16 protein-coding genes and 1 pseudogene are annotated in these 18424 nt (G+C 43.2%); 16 read left to right on the top strand and 1 reads right to left on the bottom strand.

All coding sequences use genetic code 11. The features are described 5' to 3' along the window. Positions 1–170: 170 nt before the first annotated feature. Both J7E35_RS08405 and J7E35_RS08410 read left to right on the top strand, forming a co-directional pair. On the top strand, positions 171–371 hold the full coding sequence (locus tag J7E35_RS08405) for a cold-shock protein (protein WP_214778819.1): 201 nt from the start codon (positions 171–173) through the stop codon (positions 369–371). Positions 372–521: 150 nt separating this feature from the next. Then, positions 522–1478, top strand: coding sequence for a glycine-rich domain-containing protein (locus tag J7E35_RS08410; protein ID WP_214778821.1), 957 nt, complete (start codon positions 522–524; stop codon positions 1476–1478). Between the two features lie 228 nt (positions 1479–1706). Here the strand turns inward: J7E35_RS08410 and J7E35_RS08415 are convergent, their stop codons facing one another. Then, on the bottom strand, positions 1707–2546 hold the full coding sequence (locus tag J7E35_RS08415; protein WP_214778823.1) for an STAS domain-containing protein: 840 nt from the start codon (positions 2544–2546) through the stop codon (positions 1707–1709). 480 nt (positions 2547–3026) lie between these two features. Between J7E35_RS08415 and J7E35_RS08420 the strand changes: the two genes are divergently transcribed. From J7E35_RS08420 to J7E35_RS08485, 14 genes and pseudogenes are all read left to right on the top strand, one after another. Next, entirely contained in the window at positions 3027–4172 is a 1146-nt protein-coding gene (locus tag J7E35_RS08420; protein WP_214778825.1) for an exonuclease SbcCD subunit D, read from the top strand. Continuing rightward, entirely contained in the window at positions 4169–7306 is a 3138-nt protein-coding gene (locus J7E35_RS08425; protein WP_214778828.1) for an AAA family ATPase, read from the top strand. The genes J7E35_RS08420 and J7E35_RS08425 overlap by 4 nt, the downstream gene beginning before the upstream one ends. Before the next feature lie 126 nt (positions 7307–7432). Continuing rightward, entirely contained in the window at positions 7433–8494 is a 1062-nt protein-coding gene (locus J7E35_RS08430) for a DUF3900 domain-containing protein (protein ID WP_214778830.1), read from the top strand. A gap of 166 nt (positions 8495–8660) precedes the next feature. After that, positions 8661–9153 (top strand): annotated as a pseudogene (locus tag J7E35_RS08435) (NUDIX hydrolase). Positions 9154–9180: 27 nt separating this feature from the next. After that, on the top strand, positions 9181–9960 hold the full coding sequence (locus J7E35_RS08440; RefSeq protein ID WP_214778832.1) for a class I SAM-dependent methyltransferase: 780 nt from the start codon (positions 9181–9183) through the stop codon (positions 9958–9960). Between the two features lie 224 nt (positions 9961–10184). Continuing rightward, on the top strand, positions 10185–10937 hold the full coding sequence (locus J7E35_RS08445) for an SDR family NAD(P)-dependent oxidoreductase (RefSeq protein ID WP_214778834.1): 753 nt from the start codon (positions 10185–10187) through the stop codon (positions 10935–10937). Positions 10938–10977: 40 nt separating this feature from the next. Further along, positions 10978–12591 (top strand): long-chain-fatty-acid--CoA ligase, encoded by a 1614-nt coding sequence (locus tag J7E35_RS08450; RefSeq protein ID WP_214778836.1) that lies wholly within the window; start codon positions 10978–10980, stop codon positions 12589–12591. Positions 12592–12670: 79 nt separating this feature from the next. After that, the gene (locus J7E35_RS08455; protein ID WP_214778839.1) at positions 12671–13234 is read left to right on the top strand and encodes a TetR/AcrR family transcriptional regulator; all 564 of its coding nucleotides are present in this window, start codon (positions 12671–12673) and stop codon (positions 13232–13234) included. Positions 13235–13338: 104 nt separating this feature from the next. Next, complete coding sequence (locus J7E35_RS08460) at positions 13339–13740, top strand: acyl-CoA thioesterase (protein ID WP_214778840.1); 402 nt, start codon at positions 13339–13341, stop codon at positions 13738–13740. Positions 13741–13776: 36 nt separating this feature from the next. Beyond that, positions 13777–14556 (top strand): SDR family NAD(P)-dependent oxidoreductase, encoded by a 780-nt coding sequence (locus tag J7E35_RS08465; protein WP_214778842.1) that lies wholly within the window; start codon positions 13777–13779, stop codon positions 14554–14556. A 39-nt stretch (positions 14557–14595) separates the two neighbouring features. Then, positions 14596–15387, top strand: coding sequence for an enoyl-CoA hydratase/isomerase family protein (locus tag J7E35_RS08470; RefSeq protein WP_214778844.1), 792 nt, complete (start codon positions 14596–14598; stop codon positions 15385–15387). A gap of 11 nt (positions 15388–15398) precedes the next feature. After that, the gene (locus tag J7E35_RS08475; RefSeq protein WP_214778846.1) at positions 15399–16373 is read left to right on the top strand and encodes a quinone oxidoreductase family protein; all 975 of its coding nucleotides are present in this window, start codon (positions 15399–15401) and stop codon (positions 16371–16373) included. 15 nt (positions 16374–16388) lie between these two features. After that, positions 16389–17387 (top strand): phosphotriesterase family protein, encoded by a 999-nt coding sequence (locus tag J7E35_RS08480; protein WP_214778848.1) that lies wholly within the window; start codon positions 16389–16391, stop codon positions 17385–17387. A 102-nt stretch (positions 17388–17489) separates the two neighbouring features. Then, positions 17490–18383 (top strand): MBL fold metallo-hydrolase, encoded by an 894-nt coding sequence (locus tag J7E35_RS08485; RefSeq protein ID WP_214778850.1) that lies wholly within the window; start codon positions 17490–17492, stop codon positions 18381–18383. The last annotated feature ends 41 nt before the right edge of the window (positions 18384–18424 follow it).

An 18424-nucleotide genomic window follows, 5' to 3' on the forward strand; every position in this document is an offset into this window, starting at 1 on the left:
TCCATCGTTGCTATATTGAAATTAGCTGATTGCACACGTATTAGGCACTTTGCAATTTGCTTATTCTAATGTTTTCAGACGTTTGAATAGGTCATGTATGAGGAACTAGTCGTTGTGATTTGCTAAATTTTAATCATGGCTTGTTCGGCCGATCTAGGAGGATTTGTCACATGAAAAACGGTAAGGTTAAATGGTTCAATGCAGAAAAAGGATTTGGTTTCATCGAAGCTGAAGACGGCAATGACGTATTCGTACATTACTCTGCTATTCAAACAGAAGGTTTCAAAACATTAGAAGAAGGCCAGGAAGTATCTTTCGAGGTTGTGGAAGGTGCTCGCGGACCGCAAGCTGCTAACGTTACAAAACGATAATCGTTACTAAACTATCATTCTAATTCTAATTTTTAGCTCAGCCAACTGGCTGGGCTTTTTATTTGCCAAAATTTCAATAATTCCGAAACCTTTCCATGATGTAAACCGTAATATCCTTAACAACTATTCCACAAGGCGAGGTGTTTGATGTTGGGTATCTTCTTAGCGATTGCGGCGGGTGCAGGGGTTCTCTTTGCCATAGCTTATTTTTCGGGCAATGGAAGCAAAAAGAAAGTTTTATTGAAGGAGAATATACCGGGTCGTCTCGGCTTGCTGGATGATGTGCCGGCTTCTGCTATCCTAAATAAATTAGAAAACGCACTTCCTTACGAGTATATCAATCAAGTAAAACTTCGATATTTAAGTGACCATCCCCAAATTTCCGATGATGAGTTTGAGTGGCGCCTACTTGAATTAAAACGATATTTCTTCCTCAATTCGGTTATGAAAAGCACTCCAATGTTCAGCAGCGAAGTCGATGAGGTGTGGCATGAGATGCTGATTTTCACGAAGCAATATGAATCATTTTCTGAAAAATATCTTGGCAGAATGCTTCATCATACGCCCAACCTCGAGCCTGAACCAGCACCCCAGCAAAGGGCGTTCTTTGATTGGGTGTTTGCTCAGCTATTTGAAATAACTGAATACACATGGCAGACATGGGGAGACTTTTTCCATTATCCATTGGATCAGCAGGTACTCCAAAAAATCGGTTCACTTAGTGACGATGAGCTGAAGCGGCAATTTTTCAAGGTCACCGAGGATAATCAGGAATTGGTTGATTATTTAACCAAACAGCTGAGGTCTCAACTAAGAAAAGCCCAAGAAATATACCATGTTGATAGAAAAGGGTCTTTTGAAAGGCCAGGACTTTTTGGTGACCTATCAGGTTTAAGCCTGGTAATGGTGTTTTATTCATATTATTACTTTGATGAATACTGGGACCATGCACAAGCTTATGCGTATTCACACCAGGCACATGGAACATCGGGCTGCAGTGCTGTTTTTTGCGGTTCAGGAGATACACATGATTCCCATAATGATGGCAGCGGACACAGCTGTTCTTCCAGCAGCTGTTCAAGCTGTGGCGGAGGATGCTCATCTTAAGAATAAGAAACCTGCTAGTAATCGCTAGCGGGTTTTAACTTTGGATGATTTTCTTAATTGGCTCATTTCTAAAACTTTGTTGCTATTGACTACAAAATAGGATTGAATGACCTATTTTTCTTCGTAAAGCTGACTTTTTTGTGAGAAAAGAGCATCCAAACTTAATACCGACCTGCAAAATAGACTTATATTACGTTAAAATCGGCTTTAGGATATTAACAACAATCTTTACGAAAACAGCCTTTTAATTACATTCTGCAGATTGCCTTCTGTAATAATATCTGAAAAATCTATTCCCAGCTGAACTGCTGTTTGTGCAACCTCCGGCCGGATACCTGTAACAATGGTTAGAACGCCCAGCAGCTTTAAGGCGTCCATCAGTTTGAAGATTTGATGGGCTACCATCGTATCAACCATCACGACTCCTGAAAGATCAACTATCAAGGTATTGATTCTCGCATCGATACTTTGTGTAAGCGTTGATTCCATCAAGCCCTTTGCTCTCGTTGTATCGATTTCACCTATCAATGGCAGAAGCCCGACTTCCTTTGTCAGACTAATTACTGGTGCGCTTAATTCCTTAATTAAAGTTGCTTGAGAGGCTAATCGATTCATAAGGATATCCATGAAAACAATAATAAATGTTTCAAATACGTAATCAAGAGTGTAATTGATTTTTTCTTCCCATGTAAAAACGTCGTCCAGTGTGATCTCCATGTCAGTCTGTTTTACGAATTTTTGAACATATTCCCAGTAAACACGACGGAATACGCCTGAATTCCACGCCACTTCTGTCAGGTCCGTTTTAGATTTTATCCGGTCAGCTGCAGTCTGGCTCGTCCAGGCCGAAATGGTTTCCTTCATCTCTTCCTCAGTCTGATAAAGTGATTTGGCCACAAGGCGAACATAATTTGAATTCTGCTCCTTCACCCTGTTCATAACTTCTGGCGGCGCGTCAGCAGAATAATCCGATCCCTTAATAATCCGCTGGCGTTTAAGCCAATCCTCTGTAAAATGGCTCGCATTGTCGACAAGAAACTTATATAACGCCTCAGTTTTTGGTTCCATTCATAATCCCTGCTTTATTGATTAGTCATAACTCTATTGTGAAAAACAAGCACTTAAAAGTCAAATTTCAAATATAATTAGTAAATGTTAATTCAATAGACAATAGTGAAGGAAAAATCAGGTAGATTTTCAAGAGGGTGTCTGATAGGATTAGAACAAACGTTCCCTGAATCTTTCCTTTTTTTGAGCACCCATTAAATTTTTGAGTTTGATATAATAGTAGCATTGTCAAAAACGCTTTTAGCAAAAATTAAAATAGATGAACTTTAAAAAAGGCTGTTTTCGTAAAAATTGTTGTTAAAATCCTGTAGGCGATTTTAACGTGATAAAAGCCATTTTGTAAGTCGGTACTAAGTTTGCAAGCTCTTTTCTCATAATAAAGCGTTAATTATGTGATGAAACTTAGGTGATTCAATCCTATTTTGTAGTCAATAGCAACAAAGTTTGAGAAAAGAGCCTTAAAAAACAGGGGGGATTGGCATGAAATTTATCCATACAGGTGACTGGCATCTTGGAAAGCTTGTACACGGTATGTACATGACTGCAGATCAGCGAGAGGTATTGAATCAATTTGTAGACCTTGTCGCCGACGAAAAGCCTGATGCTGTTGTAATTGCAGGAGATCTTTATGACAGGTCTGTACCGCCGACAGATGCTGTGGAACTTCTTGATGAAGTACTCTTCAGGATCAACGTGGAATTGAACACGCCGATTGTCGCGATTGCAGGAAATCACGACAGTGCAGAACGGCTGTCCTTTGGGAGTTCATGGTACCGCCATAACCATTTTTACCTTACCGGTAAATTGACGAACGACTTTAGGCCTGTACATATTAACGGGGTCAATTTTCACCTGATTCCTTATGCTGAACCTGGCGTCGTCCGCCATTTGCTTGACGATTCTTCGATTCATTCCCATCAGGATGCGATGAAAGCAGTGATTGGCAAAATTGAAGAAAACCTGAATCCTGACGAAGTAAACGTTTTTGTTGGACATGCTTTTGTGCTTGGCGGTGACTCGTGTGATTCGGAGCGTACCTTGTCGGTTGGCGGTTCAGGCTGTGTCACCCAGGACCTTTTTGACCCATTCGCCTTTACTGCATTAGGGCATCTTCACAGCCCAGACGCAATCAAGCATGAAAAAATAAAATACTCTGGATCCCTGTTAAAATATTCATTTTCGGAAGCAAAACAGCGCAAATCGATTTCAATCATTGAAATGAATGAAAACGGCAGTTTTGACATGCGCTACAAGACCCTGAAACCGAAGCAGGATATGCGTGAATTGGAGGGCCATCTTGAACAGCTTTTGGATCCATCCTTTTATGAAAAAGAAAATACGAGTGATTATTTAAAAGTAACTTTGCTAGATGACGGGGCCATAATCGACCCAATGGGCAAACTCCGCCAGGTCTTTCCGAATGTCCTCCATCTTGAGCGTAAAATCGAATCTATAGATCAGAAGCAAAAGCAGCACTTCAGCTCCATCAGGGAAGAGAAAAAGACGGAGCTTGAGCTTTTCGAACAGTTTTACAAGGAAATGACAACAAGCGAATTCTCAGAAGATAAACGCGGCGTCATTACAGATGTGATTGGCAAAGTATTGAGGGAGGAGGGTCAAAAATGAAACCTCTGAAACTGACGATGCAGGCTTTCGGGCCATATGCCGGTACGGAAACGATAGATTTCAAGCAGCTTGAGAACAGGACAATGTTTGTCATTTCGGGTAAAACTGGATCAGGAAAGACAACCATTTTTGACGGCATCAGTTACGCGATTTATGGCAAGGCAAGCGGTGAGGACCGTAATGGCCCCGATCTGCGGAGCCAATTTGCTGAAGATGAGTTATTGACTGAAGTTACTCTTGAATTTTCATTACGTCAAAAGACATACCGGATTACAAGGTCTCCGCAGCAGGAGAGGAAAAAGAAGTCTGGTGAAGGAACAACAAATGTTGGTGCAAAGGCAGAATTTTATCTGATCGACGAAAACGGAGAACTGCAGCTGCTTGCTTCAAATGTTCGCGAAGTGGATGAAAAGATCAAGGAGATCATGATCATCGACAGCAATCAATTCCGGCAGATCCTGATGATTCCCCAGGGGGAATTCCGAAAGCTTTTAACTTCCGACAGTAAGGAAAAGGAAGTCATCCTGCAAAGACTATTCCATACGGAAATCTATAAAAGAGTAGAGGAAAAGCTTAAGGAAGAAGCCACTGTGCTGAAAAAATCGGTCGAGGACCAGGTTGAAAAAAGGAATTCAGCACTTCGCAGCATAAAAGCTGTGGAAAATGAGGAACTGAAGGAGTATGTAGAATCCGGCAGTACAAATGATGTACGGATCCTCCCGCTTTTAAAAGAAGAAATTGGGGCAATGGAAATAAAACTTGAAAAGCTAAACAGGGACCGTGAAAAGCTTCAGCTTGAACGCGATAAAATGCAGCAGCGTTTGTTCGAAGCGGAAGCAACTTTAAAACAAATACAATCACTAGAAACCCTTAAGATGACAAAGGAAAAGCTTGAAGGCCAAAAGGATCTTTTTGCGGAAAAAGAAAAACAAACAGTACTTGCAAAAAAAGCAGCTCTTCTAGAAGCTCAGGAACAGCTTTGCCACCGACTTAAGGCCGACCTGGAAAGTATAACAAACCAGGTAAATGTGATCACAAAACGAATTGAACAGTTAACAGTCAGACTCACAGCAGCAGAAAAAGACCACCAGAAACAAATTGATCGGGAACCAGAGCGGAAAGCAGCTGCTGAACAGGTTAACAGGCTTGAAAATATGAAGGAAGATGTCCATGTATTCGCCAGCATAGCTTCACAGTTTGCTGAACTAAAGCAAGCACTGGAATCATCGGTAAAGAACCGGGAGAACAATGAATCCCAGCTTAAGTCCTCTGAGGAGAGACTTAAAGTCTTGCTTACAGAAAAAGAAGATGCCGAAAAGGCGCAGATCACTTATCTGGAGAATGACCGGAAATTGGAAAAACTGCTCCTTGAATTGGACAAGTTGAATAGGCTTGGCAATCATAATCAGAAAGTTAAACAAGCACGAACAAGCTTTGAAGCACGGAAAGGCATTTTTGACCAGGCTGTATCCAGACTGAATGATGCCAAAACCACAGTGGAAGAGCTTGAACAAAAATGGCTTCATTCGCAGGCTGCAGTTTTGGCTGCCTCACTGCATGATGGCAGTGCTTGCCCTGTTTGCGGATCAGAGCAACATCCTGAACCCGCGAAAGCAACTGAAGGTTTTATTCCGACCGAAGAAGATCTAAAAGCTGCACGGGTGCAGATCACTGGTGTTGAAAGAGAGAAGAGCGCTGCTGAAAAGTCTTTTATCGAGGCTGATACGACCCTTAGGTCAATGATTGAAAGCGGAGAGGAAATGGTTGCTGAAATCGTCAAATTCCGCTCTGACTTTGTCGCCGGCCAGTTAGCTGACACGGTACTGCTGACTCAAAGTGACGTTGAAAAACTGCAATATGAGCAGAATCAACACTCGGTGAAGTTAAAAGGCCTGGAAAAAATCAAATCTGAAATCAAAAGGTTTGAAGATGACAGAGAAAGGCTGAATAAGCAGCTGAAAGCTATAGATGAACTCTATTCCAGCCTGATGATCCAATTTACCGAAAAAAAGACTACACTTGAGAGAATGAAAGAAAAAATACCCGAACAGCTTCGTTCACTTCAGGTATTCGAGTCAAAACTGAAATCAGCTGGTCTCTTGCAAAAGCAGCTTGATGAACAATTTGAGCAGGCCCGCAAGAACTATCAGGATGCAAAAGAGCTGCTGGGGACTGAAAAAGCACGCGGTGAAGAAGCTGAAAAGAGGTTAAAGGAAATAGAATCCAAATTGGCTGAAGAACGGGAAACTTTCAGAAACAATTTGACAGCCCAGGGGTTCGAAAACTATCAGGCATATCACCAGGCCAAACTATCCGAAAAGTCTATTCAGCAGCTAGATGCAGATATCATGAATTATCGTGAAGAGGTCAGGTCTGTAACGGACCGTTTCGCAGAGTTGTCTGACCTACTGAAAGACATTAAAAAACCTGATATGGAAACACTTCAAGCAGACTTCGCACAACTAAATAATATGATTAAGGAGACTGATGAAGCATACCAGGATTTAAACCTTAAAAAACGCGATAATCAGTCCATCTTGGATCAGGTAGATAATCTGAATGAGCAGATGAAGGTTCTCGAGGAAAAATACAAGCTGGTCGGCCATTTATTCGAAATTTCAAAAGGCCAGAACACTTACAGGATTACCTTCGAACGTTATGTCCTGGCGGCGTTCCTAGATGATATACTGGCTGAGGCAAATCTAAGGCTCAACAAGATGACGAGCGGACGATACCGCTTATTGCGAAAAACTGATCGTTCAAAAGGCAATGTACAAAGCGGATTGGAACTTTTGGTTCTGGATGCCTATACCGGACAGGAACGGCATGTAAAAACATTGTCTGGGGGAGAAAGCTTCAAGGCGGCGCTGTCACTGGCGCTGGGACTGGCCGATGTTGTCCAGAATTACGCAGGTGGAGTTTCATTAGAGACAATGTTCATCGATGAAGGCTTCGGAACCCTTGATCCAGAGTCCCTAGACCAGGCCATAGAAGCATTAATCGATATTCAGAGCAGCGGCCGGCTTGTCGGCATCATTTCTCACGTACCGGAATTAAAAGAGCGGATTGATGCAAGACTTGAGGTCATATCAACACAAACCGGAAGCAAAACAGAATTTGTATTGTTGAATTAATCGACAAGTACAGCATCTTGCAAGAGATGCTGTATTTTCGCGCTTACAGGTTAGACCTGATTTCCTACTCAAAGTATATATGCTTATTAAAAGGAATCATTAAATAAGTCAGCAGGGAGTTTTACCATGGAATTCGAAGTTCAATACTTATCATTTTACGTTGTTCAGGTTGAAGGCAAAGGCGAGCAGGCAGATAAAAGATATAAACATTTCCAGACATTGAATGAGGAAGAATATGAATCCAGTCACCTTAAGGATTTTCTTGATGGCGAGTTTGCCAAAATAGTCAAACGGAAGGTGGAACGCCATCCAAAAACAGATGAAGTTCCTACTAAGCTCGGATACTTCATCGTAGAGGAAGGGCATGATTTAACCTCCAACCCAAACTACAATCTTTTCCATCGTGTGCGATTTGCTGAATCAAAGGAAGACTTCCAGCAAGAGAGCGAAAAGTTTGCAATAGCATACGTTGATACAAGCGCAGTAAGAGGCGGGGCATTCATTGTTGCGAGAGCTAAGCTTCGCAAGTTTTTTGACGATGCATTTGTGTTTATCCTGAAATGTGATTTTGAACCAAAGGTTGCCTCAATTTCTGATGAATCGACCTTGATCCGGCAGGTTGAAATGGCGATTACAACTAAAAACATGAAATCCATACAGTATCCCTATATGCCGGAAGAGGGAATGATCCAGGATAATGAACTAAAAATTAACCAGTCCTCACATGCTCGTTATTTTGAGGACTTCCTGAAATATGTTGAGTATGGCCAGTCGATGCCGGAAATCGTAAAGACTCAGGTCATTGAGATGGTCCGCGGGCATATGGAGGAAACCTTTGAACCAGAAAGCGAGGAGCGGGAGCAGCTTGAGAACGCCATGGAAATCTGGGCAGCCAGCGACAAACGCGAGCTCCAGGAACGATTCGAGCCCGATCAGGTCATTGAAGCAGCTGCACAGCTTATCGAGCATACTCCTGAATTGGAGCTTAAAATGAAGCTCGACCACATTTCGGTAAAAGGATTGCTGGCTGATTATGGAGACAGTATCCATCTTGCAAAGGTGAATGGGAAGTATGTCATTATGATTGAAGCAGATACCATTACCTTTGAAAAAGGGTTCTCTCCTGTTGAATTTGCCAAACCTGATGAAATCGGTACAGTAGTAGAAAGGATCAGGCAAAAAAGCTGACAATCTATAAATTTACTACTTGATAATGTGAGCTGGATTAACACTTTAATATTACATTGAAGCATTGGCGTATTTGCCAATGCTTTTTTATGGCCTTGTCAAGCACTTCATATTTTGGTTACAATTGGAAAAGGAGGTGAACTTATAGCAGCAAGGGGGATTATGGATGGTCACTACATATGTAAACTGGAACAATGGCAGAGTAAAGTTAAGCTGGCAGACAGATACTCATCTTCCGCCGAGGGATTTGATAAGCAGTGTTCACGGGTTCTGTTTTCACAATGAAAAAGTGTTACTGGTAAGCTTGAATCATCGCGGATGGGATATGACTGGCGGTCATATTGAGGCAGGTGAATCAGCTGAGGAATGCTTTAAGAGAGAGACTATGGAAGAGGCTTATGTTACAGGTGATTGCATATTTTTAGGTTCCATCATAGTCGATCATAGCGAAAACTTGCAATGGAATGAATGATAGCCCTTACCCTAAAGTTGGATTTCAAGTGTTTTACAAGATGGATATAACGGAAATTCATGAATTTGAAGCAGGCTATGAGTCCTCAAAAAGAATCTTTGTCGATCAAGATCAGATTTCCGAATATTACCATGATTGGCACGAGCTGTATGAACATATTTTAAAATTTGCTGCTGATAAAAAATAATAGATTAATATAGTTAGGATGAATGAAATGGATGCTGTGAAACAAAATAGTCTTGCATGGGACAAGAAGGTTGAAAGTGAAGCTGTTTATACTAAAGCGGTTTCAAGAGAAGTGATTGAAAAAAGCAAAGCGGGTGGATGGGAAATCACAGTGACGACTGGAAAACCAGTTCCTAGAAGCTGGTTTCCACAATCACTGGCAGGATTAAAAGTTCTTTGTCTTGCTTCTGGCGGAGGACAGCAGGGGCCCGTTCTGGCGGCAGCGGGAGCCGATGTAACAGTTGTTGATATCTCCCAAAAACAGCTGGAGAGGGATGAGTTTGTCGCCAAAAGAGATGGACTGCAATTAATTACACTACAATGCAGCATGACGGATCTTTCGGCGTTCAGTGATGAAGAATTTGACTTGATCATCCATCCAGTGGCAAATCTATTCGTCGAAGACATCTCACAAGTTTGGAGGGAAGCGTCAAGAGTATTGAAAGATAAAGGGACACTTATATCGGGCTTCACGAATCCTCTCTTATTTATTTTCGATGATGAAGAAGACATGAAAGGGAACCTGGTGGTGAAAAATAAGGTTCCAACCTCATCTCTTGATCACCTGACAGATGAAGAAAAGGACGAGTATATGAACTCTGATCAAACGGTTGAATTCGGCCATACATTAGAGGACCAAATTCAGGGCCAAATTGATGCCGGATTCGTCATCACTGGATTGTATGAAGACGATTTTGGCGGCAGAAGGCCACTAGATGAATATATTAAATGTTTTGTCGCAACAAAAGCTGTTAAAATAAATGTATAAATCGCTCGCGCCCTAAGAATCCTTAGGGTTTTTTGTTATTTAATCAGCATAAACTTCACACCCCCGATCAGTGTTTGGCTCAAGCTTCCACCTCCTCGAGTTTCTCAACTTTTTCTAGATTTTTTAGAATATTTAGACTAATAGTTGAATATTTCAATATAAACGTTATAATAAAGTTTATAATACATACCGACCGGTTAGTAGAAAGCTTTAGGGGGAATAAAATGAGATTAGGAGACAAGACAGCGATCATTACTGGCGGTGCCAGTGGAATTGGCCGTGCAGCCGCACGTCGCTTTGCCGCTGAAGGAGCCCAGCTGGTAATCGCAGATGTGAATTGTGATGGCGGCAGAGAGACAGCCCAGCTTATTGAACAACAGGGGGGCAAGGCTCTTTTTATCGAAACAAATGTAAGCGATTCCAAACAGGTGAAAGATCTCGTTTCAGCAACTGTTGAAGCATACGGAAAACTGGATATTCTCTTTAATAACGCAGGCATAGGCAATCCGGATGTTAAAAGTGTTGATCTCGCTGAAGACGATTGGGACAGAATTATAGATATTAATCTTAAAAGTGTTTTCCTCGGCATAAAACATGCTGTTCCTGAACTGAAAAAGGCTGGTGGAGGAGCGATCATCAACACCTCTAGCTTGCTTGGAATAAAGGGGCAAAAATATCTTGCCGCTTACAACGCATCCAAGGCTGGCGTTATCCTTCTGACCAAAAATGCAGCATTGGAATACGGCAGGGATTATATCCGTGTAAATGCAATAGCCCCGGGTGTCATCGATACCCAGATTATAGATGGCTGGAAAAATGATGAGCGGAAGTGGCCGATCATTTCGAGAGCAAATGCCTTGGGGAGAATTGGAACACCCGAGGAGGTCGCTAATGCCGTCCTGTTCCTCGCCTCTGATGAAGCTTCTTTTATTACTGGTGCGACATTGTCAGTCGACGGCGGTGGACTGACATTTTAGCCATATACAATTAAGTAAAATTTAGAATGGGGGAAATCAAATGAGCGAGAACAATGTCTGGCTTTCCAAGTATCCTGACTCCATTGCATCCACTATCACAATTCCTGAAAAATCTTTGCCGCAAATGCTTCGAGAATCAGCAGAGAAGTATCCTCTTAACAATGCCTTATCCTTCTATGGCAGAAAAATCACATATGAACAGTTGTCCCAGAATGTGATGCATTTTGCATCAGCACTGCAAAACAGAGGAGTAGAGGCTGGAGACCGGGTGGCTATCATGCTCCCGAATTGTCCTCAATATGTCATTTCCTATTTTGGCATATTGACTGCAGGTGCGATCGTTACACAGGTGAATCCAATGTCCGTTGAACGTGAGCTTGAATATATCCTTAATGACTCAGGAGCGGAAACAATTGTAGTGTTTGATGCGCTCTATGCCAAAGTGAAAAGTGTTGAGGCTTCTACTAAACTTAGAAATATCATAGTTGTCAGCCTGCAGCCTTCTGAGCATACTTTTGCACCAGACACAAAATTTGAAGTGTTTTTATCAGAAAGCAGCGGCAGGACATCCGTGGTCGATGTTAATCCTCTTGAGGATGTTGCCGTGCTCCAGTACACGGGCGGCACAACAGGACGATCCAAAGGTGCGATGCTAACTCATCGAAACCTTCTGGCCAATGTACTGCAATCCCATGAATTTTTCAAGAATGATATCAAACCTGGTGTTGAGCGTTCGTTGACGGTCATCCCCCTGTTCCATGTATTTGGGATGACAGCCTGCATGAACCTATCAATCTATACAGGCGCAGAGATCATTTTATTGCCTCGCTTTGACCTGGAAGAAGTCCTGAATACGATAAAAAATGAACAGCCAACGATGTTCCCTGGGGTTCCGACGATGTATGTCGCGATTACGAACCATCCGAAAGCGGAGGAGTATGGAATCGGCAGCATAGAAATATGCAACAGCGGGAGTGCGCCAATGCCAGTAGAACTCCTAAAAGAATTTGAGAGAAAAACTGGTTCAAAGATCCTTGAAGGCTATGGCCTTTCGGAAGCATCGCCAACTACCCATTGCAATCCAAGCTTTGCTGAAAGAAAACCCGGAAGTGTCGGCATCGGCATGCCATCAACAGAATACAGAGTCGTCGACCTGGCAACAGGAAAAGAAGAAGTTCCAGCTGGAGAGCTGGGTGAAGTAATCATTAAAGGCCCGCAGGTTATGAAAGGCTACTGGAATATGCCAGAGGAGACAGCAAACACATTGAGGGATGGATGGCTTTATACAGGAGATATTGCAAAAGTTGATGAAGAAGGATATTTATATATTGTCGACCGAAAAAAAGACATGATCATCGCGAGCGGTTACAATATTTATCCACGTGATATTGAGGAAGTATTGTATGAACATCCGTCTGTCCAGGAAGCCGTTGTCATCGGCATACCGGATGAATACCGCGGCGAAGCAGTCAAAGCAGTGATCGTCCTAAAAGCAGGAAAGGAAGCCGATGAAGCACAGATCAAGGAGTTCTGCCGACAGAATATGGCTGCCTACAAGGTACCAAACGTCGTCGAATTCCGTGAACAGCTGCCGAAGACAAGTGTGGGCAAGATTTTGCGAAGAGCACTAAGGGAAGAAGTAAGGAGTAAATAAATACTTTCTCCGTAATGGGACAGGGGGTAAAATATGGTATAATTTCTGTGCAGACTAGTAGGATTGCGAGGACAGCAAAGTGAAAGAAAAAATTACCGCACATAGCATAAGATTATTCGAGGTAAAAGGTTTCAGTGAGACTTCAATCCAGGATATTGTCGACTCACTAGGGGTGACTAAAGGTTCGTTTTATTATTACTTTTCCAGCAAAGAAGAATTACTGATGGATATACATCTCAGATATATTGACGAGTTATTAAGCCGTCAGGAAGAAATTCTTTTAGAACAGTCGACAAGCAAGCAAAAATTGTTTGACATCGTTTATATGCTGATCAGCAGCATTAAGTCAAAAGGGGCATCCGCAAAAATCTTTTTCAGGGAAATGCGTCACTTAAGTGATGACAGGCTGGCACAGATTGTCGCAAAGCGTGATCAATTCAGATCGAATGTGGAACGGCTGATTCGCGAAGGAATTGACAGCGGCGAGTTCCGAAAAGATTTGAATCCCATCATCGTCACCTTTGGCATACTTGGTGCCGCAAACTGGAGCTACCAGTGGTTCAATCCAATGGGAAAGGTATCTGACCGGGAAGTGGCCGAGATTTTTGTCGAAATGATCCTGAAGGGAATCGAAGTCAATTGAAGAAATATGTAGGGAGAGGCTTATGAAAGCCAAGCCTCTTTCTTTATTTTTTACATACCAACCGGTTAGTACGAAGAAATTCCGAATAGAAAGTGGGGAGACAAATGCAGGAAATCCAGGTACAGGCACGATTTGGCGAGACGGACGCGCTAGGACATATTAACAATACCAGTTATTTTGTCTATCTGGAGGAGGCAAGGATCCGCTTTTTTGAAACATTGGGCTACCGCATGGAATTGAACGACTGGAAATTCATTTTAGCTTCCACCAAATGTGATTTTGTCAGCCAGGGGTATTTCGACCAGCTGTTGACGGTAAAAACATTTGTATCAAGAATTGGTTCGAAAAGCTTCCAGCTAGAACATGACATTGTCTGCACGCAGACGCAGCAGTTGATTGCAAAGGGCAATGCAATCATTGTGTATTATGATTTTACAAATCAACAGAGTCAGGTTTTACCCGAATTGCTAAAAGAAGGGCTGAAAAGCTATTTGCTGCCCGCATAAATAACTGAATATTCCGTATATACAGGAGGTGTCGGAGTGAGATTCCAAGAAACAGTGGTTCTTGTTACAGGAGCGGGGAGCGGAATCGGAAAAGCGACAGCCGCTCGGTTTGCCAGTGAAGGGGCAAAAGTAATATTGGTTGGGCGGACGAAATCTAAGCTTGAGATGGCAGCAAAAGAAATAAATGAATTGCATGAGCTTCCTAGGGCTGAAATCTTTCCTGCTGACGTAACAGATGAAGATGATGTCAGCGAGTTAGCATATTACATGGAGGAGCAATTTGGCGACCTGCATGTCCTTGTGAATAATGCTGGAGGTTCTGTCCACTCAAAAATCATGGACACCTCAGCCAGTGATTGGGACTTTGTACAAAATACGAATTTAAAAAGTGTTTTCCTGGTCTCGAAAACGCTTGGGAAGCTCATGGCAAAAAGTTCAGAGAAGGAGGGAGATTTTTCTCAAAACCGTTCAATCGTCAATGTAGCCAGTTTATCCGGACACCAGGCAGGTGCGCATATCCCCCATTACAGTGCTGCTAAAGCTGGTGTCATCAATTTTACAAAATCAATGGCATTGGAATTGTCTCCTTACGGGATAAGAGTCAATTCAGTATCACCTGGTTTTGTGGAAACTCCCCTGACTGAGAAGGGGATGAAGAATGAACAATTTGTTAAAGCAATCAGAAGAAATACAGCTCTAAGGCGAGCTGGCAATCCCGATGAAATCGCGAATGTGATTGCTTTTGTCGCATCAAGTGAAGCTTCTTACATGACGGGTTCAGACATTCTCGTTGATGGCGGCTGGTTGATTAAATAGGTTTATGATTCTATTAAAATCTGAGAAAGGGTGAACGCTATGACGAATGTTAAGACGAGTGACCATTTAATCATCAACAAAAATGGGGCAGTACTTTCCTTGACCTTAAACAGACCAGAAAGCTTGAATTCCTTCAGCCCGGAAATGATTCTTACACTGACGGAGGAATTAAGAGAGGCACAGAACAACCCAGAGGTAAAGGTAATCGTTTTGTCCGGTGCCGGCCGGTCGTTCAGTGCTGGCGGCGATGTAAAAACAATGGGCGAGGCACAAGCGACAGGCGTATATGACCATATCGGAAGGCTGAATGAGTGTATTCTTGCCATGAAAGCTACAGAGAAGCCAATCATTGCAGCAGTTCATGGTTTTGCTGCGGGTGCAGGATTCAACCTTGCCCTTGCTTGTGACTTGATTGTCGCTGCCGATGACAGTAAATTTGCGCTGAGCTTCTCGCAGGTTGGCCTCGTCTCTGACGGCGGTGGTTCCTATTTTGTCCCAAGACTAGTTGGACCGCATCTGGCAAAACAATTCATGTTCACTGCAGAACCAATTCCGGCAGAGCGATTATACCAGTTGGGCGTAATTAACTATCTCAAACCTGTAACAACTTTACAGGAAGAAACACTGAAGCTTGCCACTCAGCTGGCAAATGGGCCGACCAGAACATATGGGATGATCAAGAAGCTGGTTGACCATTCAATGACAGCAACTCTGGAAGAAATTCTTGAGCAGGAACGTATCACACAGACCATGATGGTATCAACTGAAGACCATCAAGAAGGCATTGCAGCCTTCAAGGAAAAAAGAAAACCAAAATTTACAGGCAACTAAGGAGGCAATTCATGAAAGCAATCCAACTGAAAGAATATGGCGGTCCGGAGGTTCTCCTATTGGCAGAGATGGAAAGACCAGTACCTACAGATCATCAAGTATTAATTGAAATCCATGCGATCGGAGTCAATTATGCGGACACAGCAAGAAGAGAAGGACTGTATGTCATTCCTACTAAACTGCCGTTTATACCTGGAGCAGAAATTGCGGGAATTGTAGTTGAAACAGGAGAATCCGTAACAAATGTTCAGGCCGGCGACCGCGTTGTTACCTTAATCGAATCTGGAGGTTACGCTGAATTTGCCCTTGCTGACAGCCGCGGGCTCATTCCTTTGCAGGACCATATGGAATTTGAACAGGCAGTCGCTCTCCCGCTTCAAGGTCTAAGCGCATATCACATACTGAAAACGATGGGACGGCTGGAAAAAGGTGAAACAGTGCTAGTCCATGCAGCAGCTGGAGGAGTAGGCACTTTGGCTGTCCAATTAGCAAAGCTATCAGGTGCAAGCAAAGTAATAGCAACCGCTAGCACTGATGATAAACTCTCTTTAGCCGCTGAAATGGGAGCTGATGTACTTGTCAATTACACTGAACAGGGATGGGAAGAAAAGGTTTTGGAAGCAACCGGCGGTAAAGGTGTGGATGTTGCCCTAGAAATGGCAGGAGGGGAAATTTTCAATAAAACGTTGAAATGCCTTGCCACGTTCGGTCGGCTGGTTATCTATGGAGTTGCCAGCGGGGAGCAGAGCCGCTTTTATCCATCATCCTTAATGGCCAGAAACCAGTCAGTCATCGGGTTTTTCCTGCCGCAAATCATGAGAAAGCCGGCGCTGATCCAATCAAGTATGGCTGAAATGCTTGGATATTTATCGAAGGGCCAATTAAAACTGACAATTGGAGGCGTTTATTCGCTTGAGCAGGCAGCAGAAGTCCATCGCCTTTTGCAATCACGGCAGACGAAGGGAAAACTGATTCTAAAACCTTAATAAGGGGTGTGCTGAATGGCAAGTATTAATACGGTAACTGGTCCTATTAAAGCGGAGCAATTGGAGAAGACGCTTATTCATGAGCACTTTATCTTTGGGTATCCTGGCTTCCAGGGTGATGTGACATTGGGTGGATTTAATGAAGAATCAGCTCTCGAAGAGGCAATCAACATTGCCAGGTACATGCAGAGCTTTGGGGTAAAGACAGTCGTGGATCCGACCCCAAATGAATGTGGAAGAAATCCAGAGTTTTTAAAGAAAGTCTCGGAAGCTACCGGTCTCCAGATTATTTGTGCCACTGGCTATTATTACGAAGGGGAAGGAGCAACCCCTTATTTCAAGTTCAGGCAGGCATTGGGCACCGCGGAGGAAGAAATCTATCAAATGTTCAAGAAAGAGTTCACCGAAGGTATCTCAGGTTCGGGCATTAAGCCTGGAGTGATCAAACTGGCGTCCAGCAAAGGTGAAATCACAGAGTATGAAAAGATGTTTTTCCGCGCGGGCGCCCGTGTACAACAGGAAACAGGCGCAGTAATCCTCACCCACACCCAGGAAGGAACAATGGGTCCTGAACAAGTAAGGTTACTGATTGAACACGGAGCAGATCCTGGAAAAATCATCATCGGCCATATGTGTGGAAATACCGACCCCGAATATCATAAACAGGTTCTGGACCAAGGCGTCCGGATTGGCCTGGACCGTTTCGGCATCCAGGGTATGGTAGGTGCACCTTTTGACCATGAACGGGTACAGACTCTGCTGGCATTACTGACTGAAGGGTACGAAGATCAAATTTTACTTGCACATGATACCGTGAATATCTGGCTCGGCCGCCCGCCTGTTATGCCGGAGCAGGCCGCGAAGATTATGGAAAACTGGCAGCCAGGCCATATTTTCAACAATATCTTGCCACAGCTTAGAGAAAATGGAGTGTCAGAAACGCAAATTGATAAGATGCTCGGCGGAAATGCTGTTGGACTTTTCACTGGGGCTCCGGCAAAGGTAGTATCCTAGAAACAGTTCTCAGAGCTGATTCAAGATTCTAGTAGAAAGGGGCGATGACCTATCCAAACAATTATACCTCTTACGCTGGATTCGCCTTTTTCTGAAGGGATCGTGGTAGTGTATGCCGTTCTTGGTGAAACAGCAACACTTATAGATACAGGCAATCCAGGCGAGAAATCCTTTTACCAGCTGAAATCACAATTAAGAGAGCATAATCTCAGTTTTAAAGACTTTGACCATATAATCGTGACCCATATGCATACGGACCATTGTGGAGGAGTCAGCCTGATCCAGCAGGAAGCGAGCCTTCCCGTGTATGTACATGAGCTTGCAAGGCCAGTGATCACTGGAGGAGAACCAGAGTTTAATAGAATCAATCAGTTTTTTAGTGATTTTCTAAAGGAATGTGGTGCTGACCCTACTGTTCATCAGCATGCACGGAAATACAAAGAAGAAATCTGGCAGAATGTCCAATATGTCAATGAAGGCGATGAAGTACACATAGGAGGAAGACCCTACAGTGTGTTGCATGTTCCCGGACATAGCCAGACAGATATCCTTCTGATTGATGAGGAGCAGGGGATTACATTTGTCGGTGACCATATCATTCCCGAGCTGGCCGTCAACGCCTTTATTGAGCCTCCGGTACCAGGGGGAAAGCATCGTCCGTCTCCATTGATTCAATACAGGGAATCCCTGATTCGGTCAAAGGGGAGAAACCTGGGAAGATGTTATTCAGGACATGGACTTCCCTTCACACAGCACATTGAGCTCATTGGTAAAAGATTGGCTCAGCAGGATGCACGCTGTCAGCAAATACTTCAGGTTTTAAATGAGCGTGATAAAAAAGTTTTCGAGATTTGCCAGGAGGTCTACCCGCACTTGAAGGGGGAAATCGTTTTTCTTGGGCTCTCACAAATACAGGGGCATCTGGATTTGATGGAATCCCGAAATGAGGTGATGAAAGAGGTACAGGATTCAATTGTTTCTTATAAGCTGATCTGATAGTTGCCAAGGCTTCTTATACTTTTAACAGGAGAGGATTA

Origin of the sequence: Bacillus sp. ISL-45 (assembly GCF_018613195.1) — a bacterium.
Taxonomy (GTDB): domain Bacteria; phylum Bacillota; class Bacilli; order Bacillales; family Cytobacillaceae; genus Mesobacillus.

Coding starts and splice junctions, on each gene's coding strand:
- J7E35_RS08405 (WP_214778819.1), top strand. CDS start 171: ATGAAAAACGGTAAGGTTAAATGGTTCAATGCAGAAAAAGGATTTGGT.
- J7E35_RS08415 (WP_214778823.1), bottom strand. CDS start 2,546: ATGGAACCAAAAACTGAGGCGTTATATAAGTTTCTTGTCGACAATGCG.
- J7E35_RS08420 (WP_214778825.1), top strand. CDS start 3,027: ATGAAATTTATCCATACAGGTGACTGGCATCTTGGAAAGCTTGTACAC.
- J7E35_RS08425 (WP_214778828.1), top strand. CDS start 4,169: ATGAAACCTCTGAAACTGACGATGCAGGCTTTCGGGCCATATGCCGGT.
- J7E35_RS08430 (WP_214778830.1), top strand. CDS start 7,433: ATGGAATTCGAAGTTCAATACTTATCATTTTACGTTGTTCAGGTTGAA.
- J7E35_RS08440 (WP_214778832.1), top strand. CDS start 9,181: ATGGATGCTGTGAAACAAAATAGTCTTGCATGGGACAAGAAGGTTGAA.
- J7E35_RS08445 (WP_214778834.1), top strand. CDS start 10,185: ATGAGATTAGGAGACAAGACAGCGATCATTACTGGCGGTGCCAGTGGA.
- J7E35_RS08450 (WP_214778836.1), top strand. CDS start 10,978: ATGAGCGAGAACAATGTCTGGCTTTCCAAGTATCCTGACTCCATTGCA.
- J7E35_RS08460 (WP_214778840.1), top strand. CDS start 13,339: ATGCAGGAAATCCAGGTACAGGCACGATTTGGCGAGACGGACGCGCTA.
- J7E35_RS08470 (WP_214778844.1), top strand. CDS start 14,596: ATGACGAATGTTAAGACGAGTGACCATTTAATCATCAACAAAAATGGG.
- J7E35_RS08475 (WP_214778846.1), top strand. CDS start 15,399: ATGAAAGCAATCCAACTGAAAGAATATGGCGGTCCGGAGGTTCTCCTA.
- J7E35_RS08480 (WP_214778848.1), top strand. CDS start 16,389: ATGGCAAGTATTAATACGGTAACTGGTCCTATTAAAGCGGAGCAATTG.